The organism is Leifsonia sp. 115AMFTsu3.1 (assembly GCF_004362795.1).
Taxonomy (GTDB): Bacteria; Actinomycetota; Actinomycetes; order Actinomycetales; family Microbacteriaceae; genus Leifsonia.
In genome coordinates this window covers 265110-279681 of the sequence record NZ_SNYB01000001.1, presented here as the reverse complement: position 1 = coordinate 279681, position 14572 = coordinate 265110, and the positions used below count along the sequence as shown (strand labels likewise).

At 69.9% G+C, this 14572-nt stretch carries 15 protein-coding genes; 5 read left to right on the top strand and 10 right to left on the bottom strand.

All coding sequences use genetic code 11. The features are described 5' to 3' along the window. Positions 1 to 91 precede the first annotated feature (91 nt). Together AXZ95_RS01460 and AXZ95_RS01455 are read left to right on the top strand one after the other, a co-directional pair. Entirely contained in the window at positions 92 to 1681 is a 1590-nt protein-coding gene (locus tag AXZ95_RS01460; protein ID WP_018189214.1) for an NAD(P)/FAD-dependent oxidoreductase, read from the top strand. A gap of 85 nt (positions 1682 to 1766) precedes the next feature. Next, entirely contained in the window at positions 1767 to 2318 is a 552-nt protein-coding gene (locus AXZ95_RS01455) for an SRPBCC domain-containing protein (RefSeq protein ID WP_018189213.1), read from the top strand. A gap of 27 nt (positions 2319 to 2345) precedes the next feature. Here the strand turns inward: AXZ95_RS01455 and AXZ95_RS01450 are convergent, their stop codons facing one another. Then, positions 2346 to 3329 (bottom strand): DNA-3-methyladenine glycosylase, encoded by a 984-nt coding sequence (locus tag AXZ95_RS01450; RefSeq protein WP_018189212.1) that lies wholly within the window; start codon positions 3327 to 3329, stop codon positions 2346 to 2348. A gap of 86 nt (positions 3330 to 3415) precedes the next feature. Between AXZ95_RS01450 and AXZ95_RS01445 the strand changes: the two genes are divergently transcribed. Then, entirely contained in the window at positions 3416 to 4786 is a 1371-nt protein-coding gene (locus tag AXZ95_RS01445; RefSeq protein WP_018189211.1) for an FAD-binding oxidoreductase, read from the top strand. Positions 4787 to 4808: 22 nt separating this feature from the next. On the opposite strand, the gene AXZ95_RS01440 is transcribed toward AXZ95_RS01445, so the two are convergent. From AXZ95_RS01440 to AXZ95_RS01425, 4 genes are all read right to left on the bottom strand, one after another. Then, positions 4809 to 5369: an acyl-CoA thioesterase gene (locus tag AXZ95_RS01440; protein ID WP_018189210.1), complete on the bottom strand. Its 561-nt coding sequence runs from the start codon at positions 5367 to 5369 to the stop codon at positions 4809 to 4811. Between the two features lie 109 nt (positions 5370 to 5478). After that, the gene (locus AXZ95_RS01435) at positions 5479 to 5805 is read right to left on the bottom strand and encodes a nuclear transport factor 2 family protein (protein ID WP_018189209.1); all 327 of its coding nucleotides are present in this window, start codon (positions 5803 to 5805) and stop codon (positions 5479 to 5481) included. A gap of 48 nt (positions 5806 to 5853) precedes the next feature. After that, complete coding sequence (menD, locus tag AXZ95_RS01430) at positions 5854 to 7674, bottom strand: 2-succinyl-5-enolpyruvyl-6-hydroxy-3-cyclohexene-1-carboxylic-acid synthase (RefSeq protein WP_018189208.1); 1821 nt, start codon at positions 7672 to 7674, stop codon at positions 5854 to 5856. Then, a complete protein-coding gene (locus tag AXZ95_RS01425; protein ID WP_018189207.1) occupies positions 7667 to 8023 on the bottom strand; it encodes a PLD nuclease N-terminal domain-containing protein in 357 nt (118 codons plus the stop codon). Before AXZ95_RS01425 ends, menD begins: the two co-directional genes overlap by 8 nt. A gap of 42 nt (positions 8024 to 8065) precedes the next feature. On the opposite strand from AXZ95_RS01425, the gene AXZ95_RS01420 reads away from it, so the two are divergent. Then, entirely contained in the window at positions 8066 to 8404 is a 339-nt protein-coding gene (locus AXZ95_RS01420) for a DUF4229 domain-containing protein (protein ID WP_043742010.1), read from the top strand. A gap of 9 nt (positions 8405 to 8413) precedes the next feature. On the opposite strand, the gene AXZ95_RS01415 is transcribed toward AXZ95_RS01420, so the two are convergent. The 3 genes from AXZ95_RS01415 to AXZ95_RS01405 form a co-directional block, all read right to left on the bottom strand. After that, positions 8414 to 9397 carry a 1,4-dihydroxy-2-naphthoate polyprenyltransferase gene (locus tag AXZ95_RS01415; RefSeq protein ID WP_018189205.1) on the bottom strand — a complete coding sequence of 328 codons (984 nt, stop codon included), beginning with the start codon at positions 9395 to 9397 and terminating at the stop codon, positions 8414 to 8416. A gap of 26 nt (positions 9398 to 9423) precedes the next feature. Then, positions 9424 to 10446 (bottom strand): AMP-binding protein, encoded by a 1023-nt coding sequence (locus AXZ95_RS01410; RefSeq protein ID WP_018189204.1) that lies wholly within the window; start codon positions 10444 to 10446, stop codon positions 9424 to 9426. A 186-nt stretch (positions 10447 to 10632) separates the two neighbouring features. After that, positions 10633 to 11544 (bottom strand): 1,4-dihydroxy-2-naphthoyl-CoA synthase, encoded by a 912-nt coding sequence (locus tag AXZ95_RS01405; RefSeq protein ID WP_018189203.1) that lies wholly within the window; start codon positions 11542 to 11544, stop codon positions 10633 to 10635. 56 nt (positions 11545 to 11600) lie between these two features. Between AXZ95_RS01405 and AXZ95_RS01400 the strand changes: the two genes are divergently transcribed. Further along, positions 11601 to 12593, top strand: a complete 993-nt coding sequence (locus tag AXZ95_RS01400) for an o-succinylbenzoate synthase (protein WP_026306998.1) — start codon at positions 11601 to 11603, stop codon at positions 12591 to 12593. A gap of 7 nt (positions 12594 to 12600) precedes the next feature. Here the strand turns inward: AXZ95_RS01400 and AXZ95_RS01395 are convergent, their stop codons facing one another. Both AXZ95_RS01395 and AXZ95_RS19735 read right to left on the bottom strand, forming a co-directional pair. Then, positions 12601 to 13620 carry an HAD-IIA family hydrolase gene (locus AXZ95_RS01395; RefSeq protein WP_018189201.1) on the bottom strand — a complete coding sequence of 340 codons (1020 nt, stop codon included), beginning with the start codon at positions 13618 to 13620 and terminating at the stop codon, positions 12601 to 12603. After that, the gene (locus AXZ95_RS19735) at positions 13595 to 14233 is read right to left on the bottom strand and encodes a hypothetical protein (RefSeq protein ID WP_231374293.1); all 639 of its coding nucleotides are present in this window, start codon (positions 14231 to 14233) and stop codon (positions 13595 to 13597) included. Before AXZ95_RS19735 ends, AXZ95_RS01395 begins: the two co-directional genes overlap by 26 nt. Positions 14234 to 14572 lie beyond the last annotated feature (339 nt).

Here is a 14572-nt window from a genome sequence, read left to right as displayed (position 1 = left end):
GACGACACTATTACCCGGCGCTGGGCGGCCCCGGAAGCGACCTGAAGATGTGGAGAACTGACGGTTATCCACCGCGGCTAGAGTCGATTCCATGACCGACCGCTCCCCCTCGTCCACCGCCGCGACGCACGACATCGTGATCGTCGGAGGCGGGCACAACGGCCTCACCGCGGCGGCGTACCTCGCGCGCGCCGGCAAGTCCGTCATCCTGCTCGAACGACTGGACGAGGTGGGCGGCGCCGCGGTCAGCGCGCAGGCGTTCGCGGGCGTCGAAGCGCGCCTCTCGCGCTACTCCTATCTGGTCAGCCTGCTGCCGCAGCGCATCATCGACGACCTCGGCCTCGACATCCGCCTGGCCCGCCGCCGCTACTCGTCGTACACGCCGGTTCCCGGCGACCCCGACGGCGCGGGACTGCTGATCGACAACACCGACGCGACGGCGACCGCGGCATCCTTCGCCCGGATCGGCGCGGCCGACGACGCGGACGCCTTCGACGGCGTCTACAAGAGCACCGGCGAGCTGGCCCGCGCACTCTGGCCGACCGTGACAGAGCCCCTCCTGACGCGAACGGAGGCGCGGGCGCTGGTCGGCGACGACGAGCTGTGGCAGGCCATGATCGAGCGTCCGATCGGCGAGTTCATCGAGTCGCGCCTCCAGAGCGATCTGGTCCGCGGGGTCGTCGCGACGGACGCCCTCATCGGCACCTTCGCCAGCCTCGGCGATCCGGAACTCGCGCAGAACCGGTGCTTCCTCTATCACGTCATAGGCCAGGGGACGGGCGAGTGGGATGTCCCGGTCGGCGGGATGGGCGCCGTCACCGGCGAGCTCGCCCGTGTCGCGCGTGAGGCCGGCGCCCGCATCGTGACCGGCGCGGAGGTGACGAGGATCGACCCGGACGGGACCGTCGAGTACCAGCGCAACGGCCACGAGCGACGGGTGGTCGGGCGCCACGTGCTCGCCAACGTCGCCCCCGGCGTCCTCGACCGGCTGCTGGGCGAGACCGCAGAGCCGGCCGCTCCGAAGGCCGAGGGCGCCCAGGTGAAGGTCAACCTGCTCCTGAAGCGCCTCCCGCGACTGCGCGATGAGGCGATCGACCCGAAGGCGGCGTTCGGCGGGACCTTCCACATCAACGAGACCTACACACAGCTCGAGGAGGCCTACTCGGGCATGACCCGCGGAGTGATGCCCGACCTCCTCCCCTGCGAGATCTACTGCCACACCCTGGCCGACCCGAGCATCCTCGACCCGGTGCTCGCCGAGACCGGCGCCCAGACCATCACCGTGTTCGGGCTGCACACGCCCGACCGCTGGCTCACGGACGAGAACAACGACGCCACCCGTCAGCGGCTTCAGGATGCGGTGCTCGCCTCCCTCAACTCGGTCCTGGCCGAGCCGGTCGAAGACCTCCTGCTGACCGACGCGGACGGCAACCTGTGCATCGAGACGAAGACCACGCGCGACCTCGAGCAGGCGCTCAACATGCCGGGCGGCAACATCTTCCACGGCCCCCTCTCCTGGCCGTTCGCCGAGGACGACGACGCCCTCGACACCCCGGCCGAGCGCTGGGGCGTCGCGACGCGGCATGCGCGCATCCTGATGTGCGGGTCCGGCGCGCGGCGTGGTGGCGCGGTGAGCGGACTCGGCGGACACAACGCGGCGATGGCGGTGCTCGAAGGCTGAGAGCACTCGCAAGCCGCCCTCTGCCGATTCCGGGCGAGCGTGACTAGTGTGTGGATCACCAGAGGCTGAGCCGACGGAGGTCATCATGATGCCGCAGCCGACAGGAAGACTGGTCCGCAAGGACGACGGGGTCTACCTCGTCCTCGACCGGATGTTCAAAGCGCCCATCGAGGAGGTGTGGACCTTCTTCAGCCGCTCCCCGCGGCTCGCGGAATGGCTGGGCGAATACAAAGGCACCGGGTCGACCGGGGCGGTCAAGTTCCGTCTGACCGCCGACGGCGACGACGCCGAGTGGCAGGACGTCTCCGTGATGGAGTGCTCGGCGCCGCACCGGCTCCACGCGGACGTCGGAGGAGCGGGCGCATCCCACCGGATGTTCGTGCATCTTCGCGAGGCGAGCGGTCACACCACGGTCACCCTCGGCCGACGGTTGCGGTCGCTCGTGGAGGAGGCGGACTCCGGACCCCGCTGGGACTACTACCTCGACCGTCTGGTGGCCGCGCACGATCACAAGCCGCTTCCCGAGTGGAGCAGCTACAGCCCCGCGATGACCGATCACTACCGGACGCTGTGCCGCGAACTCGACCGCGACCTGCGGTCGGAGCACACCGCCGCGCGCGCGGGAACGACCGGCTGACCTCAGCTGCTCAGTGACCTCAGCTGTTCAGTGCCAGCGGTGCTCCTGCAGCGTCACGCGCGGGCCGCGCCGCTGGAAGCGGAAGCCGCTCGCGAAGATCAGGCGCACGACGCGCTGCCGATGACCCGCCCAGGGCTCCAGCAGTTCGAGCATCCCGTCGTCGTCGACCCGGCGGCCGATGAGCGCTTCACCGACCTGGTGCGCGAGATGGTAATCGCCGACGCTGACCAGATCGGGGTGGCCGTGAGAGCGCTGAAGCGTCTCCGCCGCCGTCCACAGGCCGACGCCGGGGATGGTCTGCAGTACCGTCTCCGCCTCGGCGAGGGTCGACGCCCTGTCGGTCGCACGTTCGAGGGACGGCGCCACTGCGAGCACCGCCTGCACCGCTCGTGCCCGGCGAGGATCGACACCTGCGCGGTGCCACTCCCACGACGGGATGCCGCGCCACTGCTCGAGTGTCGGCGTTACGCGCATCCCCTCCGGAGCAGGGCCGGGCGCAGGCTCGCCGTACCAGCGGAGCAGGCGCGACCACGAACGGTAGGCCTCGATGCTCGTCACGCGCTGCTCGATGATGGCGGGGATGAGCGCCTCCAGCATCCGGCCGGTCCGCGCCAGTCGCAGGCCTGGATTGCGGTGCAGGCTGTCGCGGAGCAGGGGATGACGCGCGACGTCGAGCCCCGACCAGTCGTCGTCGCGGCCGAGCAGGCTCGGGACGGCATCGATCGCCCATTCCGCTCCCGGCCCCCACGCGGAGGCCGAGACGCCGCCGCCGGACGCCCGATGGATGCGCAGAGTCGCCGCGCCCATCGGCGTACGCCAGGTGCGCCACATCCCCCGCAGGTCCCACGTCGTGGTGGGGTCGTACGGACCACGGCCCAGCGGCGCGAGCGTCCCCGAGAGGTCGAGCGTCCCGGTCGGTCGGTACACCGTCTCGGCGTCCGGCGCCGAAGCCGCGGCGCGCGCCGTCGCACCCGCCGCTGACGCGGGAGCGGAGGGCAGGACGGCGGACATGCTCGAATGCTACGTCACGCACCTGACACCGACCCGTCACAAAGATGGGGTTCCCTCATGTCGGTGGCCTCCCCTACATTTCCCCCATGGGAATCGAACTCGACACGAACGCTGTCGCGCGCCTGCGCGACGCCATCACCGGCACCGTCTACGTCCGAGGCGACGAGGGCCTCGCGGCGGAGGTCGCCTGTTTCAACCCGGCGATCCGCCACGATCCGGACATCGTGGTCGCTGTCGATTCCGAGGACGACGTCGCGGAGGCTGTGCGCTTCGCCCGGGAAGCCGGAGTCCCGGTGCGCGTCCAGGCGACCGGCCACGGCGCGGAGGCACCGATCGTTGGTGGCATGATCGTCTCGACGCGCGGCCTCGACGGACTCTCCATCGAGGCCGCGTCCCGGCTGGCCCGCATCGGCGCAGGTCTGCGCTGGGCGCCGGTGATCGTCGCCGCGGCCGAGCACGGACTGGCTCCGGTCACCGGCTCGTCGACCAGCGTCGGCGCCGTCGGCTACACCCTCGGCGGCGGAGTCGGACCGCTCGTCCGCCGCTACGGCTTCACCAGCGACTGGGTGCGCGGGTTCCGTGTCGTCACCGCGGACGGCGAGCTGGTCACCGCCGACCGCGAGACGAATCCAGACCTCTTCTGGGCGCTCCGTGGCGGCAAGGGCGGACTGGCCATCGTCACCGAGATGACCCTCGAGCTGGTGGAGCTGCGCTCGCTCTACGGCGGCAGCGTGTTCTTCGAGGGCGGCGCGATCGAGCCGGCGTTGCGCGCCTGGGTGGACTGGTCGGCGGAGCTGTCGGACGAGGCGACCACCTCTGTGGTGCTCCTCAACGTGCCGGACGTGGACGGACCGCCTCCCTTCCTGCGCGGCCGCACGCTCCTCAGCGTCCGGTTCGCCTACCCGGGTGATCCGGCCGAGGGCGAGCGGCTCTTCGCTCCCATCCGGGCGGCGGCCCCGGTCTCCCTCGACTTCGTGGCCGAGATGCCGACCACCGCTGTGGCGAGCATCCACAGCGATCCCGAGGAGGGCGGTCCGACCTGGATCCGTGGGTTCATGCTCGACTCCTTCGACCAGGACTCGGCCGACGTGATCCTCGAACTCGCGGGGCCGGGGTCCGGATCGCCCTTCATTGCGGCCGAGATCCGCCAGCTGGGCGGAGCGACCGCACGCGACACGGAGGACGGCAGCTCGGTCGGCGGCCGGGACAGCGGTTATACGCTCAGCCTGCTCGCGGGCGATCCGTCGACCTTCGCCGACGCCGCACCCACCCGTGCCCAGGCGATCGCCGAGGCGTTGCAGGACACGGTCTCCGCGATCACCAACGTCAACTTCGCCGGTGACCTTTCAGACCGCGCCGCGTTCGAGAGGGTGTGGCCGCCGGTGATCTCGGAACGGCTCGAGGTCGTCCGTCGTCAGTGGGATCCCGACCGCGTCTTCGCGTTCGGGCCGGCCTGACCGGCGGGTCGGTCCGCGGGCATCACTCGCTCCAGATGCTCGGCGCCTCGACGCGCGTCGACGGGAGGGCCGCATCCGCTCCCCAGGCGCGCAGCCACTCGGGGACGGTGACATCGGTCGGCGACGGGCCGACGGCCTCCAGCAGTTCGTCGATCGTGACGATGCCGCCGCCGCGCTTGAGGAAGCGCCCGCGGATGAACGCCTGCGTGTAGATCTCGCCGTCGACGGTGAACCTCTGCTCGACGTAGACGGCCTTCTCGTCGAAGCCGAGGATGCGCGACTCGACGACGAACGGCTGCCACAGTTCCAGCGACTTGCGGAAGGAGATGGTCTCCGACGCGACGACCGGGTACCAGCCGCGCTTCTTGAAGATGGCCCAGACGCCGTTGCGCATCAACAGGTCGAAGCGGCCGATGTCGGCGATGGACAGGTACACGCCGTTGTTCATGTGCTTCAGGATGTCGAGGTCCGTCGGGAGGACGCGGAACTTCGTGCGCGCCACATCCCAGTGGCCGAGCCGCGCTCCGAATCGGGAGATGATCGCGTGAAGCATCGTCCGAAAGATCATGTGCACGGCGATCATGTTAGTGATCCGCCACCGCAACGGCGCATTCGTTGTGCGATGTCTCCAAGCACCGGTCGGCCGGGGTGGATGCGGCTTGTGCGCTCCGCATCACACCGGCGGGACGGGGTCAGCTGATGCGAAGGCTGGCGATGCGACCGTCGCGCAGCTGGAACTCCATCGGGCCCGTCCCGTTGAATCCGTCGCCCGTCACCGTCAGGGTGACGATCCAGGTGCCGGGCGAGCCTTCGTGGGCGTCGACGAGCTCGAAGTGCGACTTCACGCCGATGTTGTCGGTGCTGTCCCAGCTCCGCACACCGGCGTGGCCATGGAACTCCCGACCCCAGTCGTTCAGGTAGGCGTCGTCGGTGAAAGTGTCGACGAACGCGGCGGAATCGCCCTCGTTGGTAGTGTCGATGAACCGCTGGATGGGTTCGGGCAGTCCGTCCTGCGCCATGGCTGTCTCCTGTCTTCGTCGGTGGTTCCGAGGAGAATCTCAACACGTTCAGCGCGGCAGCGGAACCTCCACGATGCTCGTGCCCGCCGGCGGTGCGGAGAGCAGCTGGTCGAGCTCGCCCTTGGTGCGGGCGACGGCGTGGTGCCAGCCATAGGCTTTCGCAAGAGCCGAGATGTCGACCGCCTGGGGCGTGTAGAGGACGCGGTCGAAAGCGTCGGAGCTGGCGGTGGCGGCGACCTCCAGCCCGTCGAAGATCGTGCCGCCGCCGTCGTTGCCCACGATGACCTGCAGGTGCGGGCGTGTCTCCCCCGCGCCAAAGAGCAATGAACCGACGTCGTGCAGCAGTGCCAGGTCACCCAGCAGAACACGGGTGACTCCGCTCGGGGTGCCGGCCGCGCGTGCAGCTGTCTGGCTCGCGAGCGCGATTCCGGTCGCCGTAGCGATGGTTCCGTCGATGCCGGCGAGCCCGCGGTTGGCGTGCACGGCGACCTTCTTGCCCGGCACGATGCGGTCCACGTCCCGGATGAGGCGGGATGCGCCGAGCACCAGCCGGTCGTGCGGCCAGGTGTAGCGCCAGACCGCCTCCGCGAGCAGTGCGCGCGTGATCGGAGCGCGGATGGCCGCGAGTTCGGCGGAGGCGAAGGCGAGAGCGTCGGCCGGATTGAACGAGCGGGCCTTCTCCACATCGGGTGCGACCGCGGCGGGGTCCGCTTCGCGTTCCGCGAGCTCGGCGATGCGCCGGCTGGCGAACACCCACCGGCCGACCCATCCCCTGACCTCCGGCGAGCGGACGTCGATCGTCTCGGCGGCCCGGACCCCGCCGACGATGCGCGCCCGGTGCCCGGGGTTGTATGCCTGCGCCCCGGTGGGAGCGACGACGACGACCTCCACGTCGTTACGGGTGAGCAACGCCGGCACTTCCCTGCTGAGCGTGGGATGCCCGAACACGATCGCCCGCTCGACGGCACCGCCGAACGTGTCGTCGCTCAGCAGCTCCCGGTACGACACGACGAGGTTCGGTCCGAAGTGGGCGCCGCTGGAGACCTCGGCCAGGAGCGGGAACCCGCCATCGCGGGCGAATTCCTCGGCCATCGGCCCGGCGTCGGCGCCCGCGACGACGACGGTCTTCGGTCCGCCCCCGACCGAGACGACCTCGCGTCCGAGTGCGTCCGGCCCGGCGGTCGCAGGCAGCGTGCCCGCGATCGGTTCGGGCAGCGGCGGGACGGCCACGGAGAGCGGTTCGCGGAACGCCACGTTCAGGTGGACCGGCCCGGGATCCGCGGTGTCGGCGCCGACTGCTGCGCGGACCGCCGCTGCACCGAGGGTGGACGCGCGATCGGCCTCTCCTGGCTCACCCGTCGGCGCGTCCACATCGTCCGACCAGTGGACGGCGGATGCGTAGAGACCGTCCTGCTGCGTGGTCTGATTCGAGCGGATGCCGCGGAGTTCCTCCGGTCGGTCGCCCGTGACGATGATCAGCGGGATGCCGGCCTCGTGCGCTTCGAGGACGGCCGGGTGCAGGTTCGCGGTGGCGGTGCCGCTCGTGGTGACGACCACGGCGGGCGCACCGGTCTCGCGGGCCAGCCCCAGGGCGAGGAAGCCGCCGGAGCGCTCGTCGATGCGCACGTGCAGCCGCGCGGAGCCGGATCGCTCGAGCTCGGCCGCGGCGAGCGCGAGCGCCTGCGACCGGGAACCCGGGCTCACGACCAGGTCACGCACACCGTTTCGTACGAGGGCGCTCAGAAGCGCCAGCGAGAAGTCCGTCGCCGGATTCCCGGTGACCGCGCTGCCGCTGACGGCGCTCGCGACCGGATCGACCGGACTCGTGCCGACCGAGGTGACGTCGCCCGCGTGCGGGCGGTCACCCATCCCGGCGGCCGGTCTGATCGTTGTCGGGACCGTTGTCGTCCAGCTCGGCGAGCTCCTTCTCGAGTTGCCGGATGCGCTCCTCCTGGTCGTGGTCCATCCGGAGCTTGCCCAGGAATTCGGGGTCGTCGTCCGGTGCGCTCACGCGACGCGAGAGGTCCGCCTTCCGACGGCCCCGGCCTATCAGGAACCAGAGGATCCCGCCGATGACCGGGAACAGGATGATGACGAGCAGCCACACGGGCTTCGGAAGGCCACGCACACGAGAACGGTCGAACAGGGCGCAGTCTGCCACCGAATAGATGTAGAACACCACGGCTGCGACGCCGAGGGCTATCCAGAGGCGAACCATGGGTCAATCGTAACTCTCAGAGACGCTCTCTAAGCTGGGAGGGTGAAGCGGATTCCCTCTTGGATCACCTACACCGTGCTGCGCCTTCTGGTGTTCGCGGTGCCGCTCGTGATCCTGCTTCTCGTGGGCCTCGTCTGGTGGCTCGCCGTCATCGCGGCCGCGCTGATCGGACTGTGCCTCTCGTACATCTTCCTGAGCCGCCCGCGCAATGCGGTGTCGTCCGATCTGTATGCGGTCCGTCACCGCGAGAAGCCGGTGCGGTCGGAGGACGACGACGTCGAGGACGCGGCAGTCGACAACGCGGCGGTCGACAACGCTGAGGCCGACGAGGCCACGATCGACAACGCCGCCGCCGAGCCGCGGGAGCGCAAGCGGGACTGACGCCCCCCGTCAGAACGCGTACGCAGCGCCGAGGGCGATCCCCACCAGCAGACCCGTGAGACTCGTCAACTGCAGCGCGGTGATGAGCTCGCGCGGCGTACGGCTGAAGAGTGTGATCACACAAGCGGGCAGCGCCGCCAGGAGGGCGAACATCCCGTACCAGGCGAACGGGTAGAACACGGCCAGCACCGCGAGGATGCCGAAGGGCACCAACAGCAGCACGCAGAACACGATTCGGGATGCGACCCGGCCGAGCAGGACCGCGAGCGTCCGCTTGCCCGCCAGCTTGTCCGGTTCGATGTCGCGAATGTTGTTCACCATGAGGACGGCACACGCGATGAGACCGGCGATCACCCCGCCGTACCAGGCCTCCTGGTTGACGAGGCCGGCAAGCATATAGGTTGTCCCGGCCGTGGCGACGAGCCCGAAGAAGACGAAGACGAAGACCTCGCCCAGGCCGTAGTACCCGTAGGGCCGCTTGCCGCCGGTGTAGAACCACGCCGCCGCGATGGCGGCGGCGCCGACGATCAGCACCCACCAGTACTGCGTCAGGATCACCAGGATGAGACCGGCGACGGCCGCGAGCCCGAAGAATGTCAGGGCGACGGTCAGCACAGCGCGGGGCGTCGCCTTACCGGACCCGGTGAGGCGCCCCGGTCCGACCCGGAACTCGTCCGTTCCCCGGACGCCGTCCGAGTAGTCGTTGGCGTAGTTGACGCCGATCTGCAGCAGGACGGCGACGGCGAGACACAGCAACGCCCGGACCGGGTGCCAGACGCCCGGCCCCTCGGCGACCTTCGCGGCGCCGACACCGATCAGGACCGGTGCGATGGCGAGCGGAAGAGTGCGGAGGCGCGCGCCGGCGATCCAGTCGGCGGTCGTCGCGGGCTTCGCGGGAGCGGAGGCGGCTCCGGGACGTCGACTCCGGCCGCCGCGCGGCCCGCGGGAGGTCTGCGGCGCCATGCGCTCCGTGCGGGGCTTGTTCTGACTCATCACAGAGCGAATTGTAACGACACGGGCTATGCCTCCAGCGCAGCGGCCAGCCGCGCGAGCGCGACCCGATCCGGCTTGCCGCTGTCCAGCCGGGGAAGACGGTCCATTTCGACGATCCGGGCCGGCGCGGCCGCACGCCCCAGACGCTCTCTGACAGCACGGCGCAGCATCTCGAGCGTCGCCGAGGATGTCGCCTCGCCACTCACCTCGACAACCACCACGGGCACCTGTCCCCAGCGTGCATCCTCCGCCGCAACCACGACGGCCTCGTGAAGCCCCGGGTGTTCGCGCACCGCCCGCTCGACCGCGTCGAGCAGCACCTTCTCGCCGCCGGAGATGATCACGTTGTCCGCTCGACCCAGCACCGTCACGCGTCCGGCGTCATCCACGGAACCGAGGTCGCCGGTCCGGTACCAGCGAGCATCGTCCGCCTCGTGGAATGCGGCCGCGGTCCGATCGGGATCGCCCAGGTACCCTTCCGCGAGCATCGGCCCGGATATCTCCAGCTGTCCGTCCACCGCGCGCACGACCGTCGTCGCGATCGGAACCCCGTCGTACACGCACCCGCCGGCGGTCTCGCTCGAACCGTAGGTGCTCACGGTGCGCGCTCCGATCGCCTCCGCTCGCTCGCGCAGCTGCGTCGAGAGCGCCTGTCCGCCGACCAAGATGCCGTCGAACCGCCGCAACGCGTCCGCCACAGTGCGGGAACCCGCTTCCGCTGCTTCCACGAGCCGCGCCAATTGGACCGGGACGAGCGACGTGAAGCGCAGGTCGTGGTCGAGCTCCTGGGCGAGAGAGGCGAACCGTTCCGCCTCGAAGTGCCCTCCGCCGTAGAGGATGGGTTCTGTCTCGGCGGCGAGCGATCTCACGAGCACCTGCGCGCCAGCCACGTAGTGCGCGGGGAGCGCCAGCAGCCACTGACCTTGCCCGCCGAGAGCACTCGCGGATGCAGCCGCGCTCGCCAGCAGGGCATCCGCAGAGAGGGCGACCCGCTTCGGCACTCCCGTCGATCCGGACGTCTCGATCACGAGCGCCACGTTCTGCGCCACGCGCCCTCCCGCATTCGTCCACGGCTCCGGTGCTGCCCCAGGCTCCGCCACTGATCGAGTGCCAGGTGGAGCACTGCGAGGAACGACCGCCGCACCCCCGGCGGTCAGCGCCTCCCGCAAGGCGACAAACACCTCCTCCGGACGCGACGCGTCGACGACGCGGAGCTCTCGGGTCATCTCGCTGCCTCAGTACTGCCAGGGGAACGGGGACCAGTCCGGCTCCCGCTTCTCCAGGAACGCGTCGCGGCCTTCGACTGCCTCGTCCGTCCCGTACGCGAGCCGCGTCGCCTCCCCCGCGAACAGCTGCTGGCCCACCAGCCCGTCGTCGACCGCATTGAAGGCGTACTTGAGCATCCGGATGGCGGTCGGCGACTTCGTCAGGATCTCGTTCGCCCATTCGACCGCAACGGACTCCAGCTCCTCGTGCGGAACGACCGCGTTGACGGCGCCGCGTTCATACGCCCGTTGCGCCGAGTACTCCCGCGCCAGGAAGAACACCTCCCGGCCGAACTTCTGGCCGACCTGCCGCGCGAAGTAGGCGGAGCCGTAACCCGCGTCGAAGGACCCGACATCGGCATCCGTCTGCTTGAACCGGCCGTGCTCCGCGCTCGCGATCGTGAGATCGCACACGACATGCAGCGAGTGCCCGCCGCCGGCGGCCCACCCGGGGACGACCGCGATCACGACCTTCGGCATGAAGCGGATGAGGCGCTGCACCTCGAGGATGTGCAGTCGGCCGCCGCGCGCGGCATCGATGGAGGACGCCGTCTCCCCCTCCGCGTATTTGTAGCCGTCGCGCCCCCGGATCCGCTGGTCGCCGCCCGAGCAGAACGCCCAGCCGCCGTCCTTCGGGCTCGGACCATTGCCGGTCAGGAGCACCACACCGATCCGGGGATTGGTGCGGGCGTCTTCCAGCACCGCGTAGAGCTCGTCGACCGTGCGCGGGCGGAAGGCGTTCCGCACCTCCGGGCGGTCGAACGCCACCCGTGCGATCCTCCCGCTGACGTCGTGATGGTAGGTGATGTCGGTGAGGCCATCGAAGCCGGCGACCTCGCGCCATACCTCCGGGTCGAAGAGTTCTGAGACGTCCGCTTGCATGGATCCAGCCTACGGTTCGCCGTCCCGCGCCGACCGGCTCGTGCAAAACTTGTGGAATGGTGCCGGACCTCGCCGACCTGTTGGCAACTTCACGCGTGGTCTCGCTCCCGATGACCACCCGCTTCCGCGGGATCACGGTGCGCGAGGCGGTGCTCATCGAGGGCCCATTCGGGTGGACGGAGTTCTCGCCGTTCGTCGAATACGACGACGAGGAAGCGACCTCCTGGCTGCGGGCGGCGATCGACTTCGGCTGGAGGGCGACGCCCACGCCTCTCCGGGACCGCATCCCGGTGAACGCCACGGTCCCGGCCGTCGCAGCCGACGAGGTGCCGACTGTGCTCGCTCGGTTCCCCGGCGCCCGGACCGCGAAGGTCAAGGTCGCCGAACGCGGCCAGACCCTGGCCGACGATGTCGCGCGGGTGCGGGCGGTCCGCGAGGTGCTCGGCCCCGAGGGCCGCGTGCGCGTCGACGCCAACACGCTCTGGAACCTCGATGAGGCCGAGCACGCCATCCATGCCCTCGCGCCCTTCGATCTCGAATACGTGGAGCAGCCGTGCGCGACCGTCGACGAGCTCGCCGAACTGCGAGGTCGCATCCACTACATGGGCATTCCGATCGCGGCGGATGAGAGCGTGCGGAAGGCCGCCGATCCACTCGCGGTCGCCCGGGCGGGAGCAGCCGACATCGTCATCGTGAAGGCGCAGCCCTTGGGCGGGGTGCATGCGGCGCAGCGCATCGTCGCCGAGGCGGGGCTTCCGGCGGTGGTCTCCAGTGCCCTCGACACCTCGGTGGGAATCGCCATGGGAGCGCACCTGGCGGCGGCGCTCCCCGAGCTGGAGTTCGACTGCGGGCTCGGAACGGTCGCCCTCTTCGAGCAGGATGTCGCCGACGAACCGCTTCTTCCGGTGGACGGGAGCATCCCGGTCATTCGTCCGAGCGTGTCATCCGCGCGACTGGACCAGCTGCAGGCCGACCCCGAGCGCACCGGATGGTGGCTCGACCGCCTCGCACGGTGTCACCGCCTTCTCGAGCGCGGAATCGCACTCTGATCCGGCGTCAGCTGTAGAGGCGCTCGGGCACGTCTAGCCCGTAGATGGCTCGGCCCGAGTTCCAGATCGCCGCACACGCCGCACGAAGGAGATCGAGCTCGTCGTTTCCCTCGGACACGATGCGGACGTCGTTCCCGTCGATCGTGACGGTTGCGTCACGTACGCTGACCGCGCCGTTCCGCGCCGTCTTCACCTCGGGATAGGGCTCGCTGAGTCCGCGCAGGTCGCGCACGATGAACGTCGGCCGCGAGTCCGCGTCGGCAGCGAGCAACTGCTTTCCGCCGTCGATCCCGGTGAGGACGAGGACGGAGGCGATGCCCGCCCGGTTGGCACCGAGGATGTCCGTGTCGAGCCGATCGCCGATGAAGAGCGGGCTCTGCGCCTGGAAGCGCGCGACCGCCTCGTCGAAGATCGCCCGCTCCGGCTTGCCTGCCACCAGGGGCAAGCGGCCGACCGCTGTGTGGACGGCCGAGACCAGGGTGCCGTTGCCCGGCGCGATGCCTCGGGCGACCGGGATCGTCCAGTCGGTGTTGGTCGCGATCCAGGGGCGCTCATCGTCGGTGCGCCCCTGCAGGGCGAAGGCGGCCTCGGCGAGGTCGGCCCAGCCCACTTCGGGCGAGAAGCCCTGGATGACCGCTGCCGGCGACTCGTCGGCCGAGCGTGTGACCGTGAAGCCCCCCTTCACGACCTCGTCGACCAGCCCGTCCCCACCGACCACCAGGATGCTGGAGCCGGCCGGCACGTGCTGCGCCAGGAGTCGCACGGCCGCCTGCGGGGACGTGACGACATCGCTCGGCTCGACGTGCAGGCCGAGGTGATTCAGGTGCTCGGCGACGGACGCATCTGTGCGCGAGGCGTTGTTCGTGATGTAACCTACTCGTGTGGTTTCAGCAACGGCGTTGAGGCTTTCGACGGCATGGGGGATGGCGTCGGGCCCTTTGTAGACGACACCGTCCAGATCGGCGAGGACGAGATCAACGCCGTCGAGCGGCGCCCGGCCCTCACTGCTCCGTCGAAACAGGGCCATCGGTCGGCTCACCCTCCTCGTCGTCGGTGTGATCGTCTTCCTCGACATCGTCTTCCTCGCTGAGGAGCGCTTCCACCTCGAGCTCGTCCTCGCTGAGGGGAGTCTCGTAGGAGAATTCCTCGGGGTCGAGAAGCACCTCCTCCTCGATGACGTCGATGGTCTCGAGTTCGTCGGTCGCGTGTGCCTGCTCGAAGGCCTCTTCAGCCCGCTGTGCCAGTTCTCGCCACCGCGCCGCATCGGCGTCCCGCCCGAGTTCTTCGAGCACTTCCGCGTAGGCGTGGAAAAGGTCGGCGCTGTACGAGAACGCACGGGTGGGGTCGAGCTGCGGAATCTCCAACTCGGCCAACGCCGCTTCCGGCTGTTCGAGGTCGAGGCGAGCTCCGGACATGGCAATGGCGAGCGATACCTGCACGTCGGCCGGCAGGGTGGCCCGGTCGACGGAGCGTCCGAGTTCGAGGGCGCGGTCAGGTCGACCGACTCCGCGCTCGCTGTCCACCATCAGCGGCAGCTGGTCATTGGATCCGGAGATGCGACGGTACGTGCGCAGCTCCCGCAGCGCGAGGGCGAAATCGCTGATCGCATACGCGGTGATCGCGAGGGTCTCGCGGACCACGGCGACCCGCCCGGCTCGACGTGCTGCCGAAAGAGCGTGCTGGTGAGCGAGTTCCGGGTCCGTCTCGATCAGGCGGCTCGCCATCACCAGGTGCTTGGCGACCCAGTCGGCGTTGTCCTTGCTGAGCGTCTTCAGTTCGACGCGAGCCTCGCCGGGCAGATCCCGGGCCTGGATGTCCTCGGGGATGAGCGGGTCATCGTGGCGTGGACGGACGGACTGCAGCTCTCGTGCGAGCTGCGCCTCCTCGTCCGTACGCCAGCTCTCGTCCCGGGCGTCTCGATCGCCTCGTGCCGGCCGTCCGTCGCGGGTCCAGAGCCCATCCTTCTGCGGAGGCCGCCC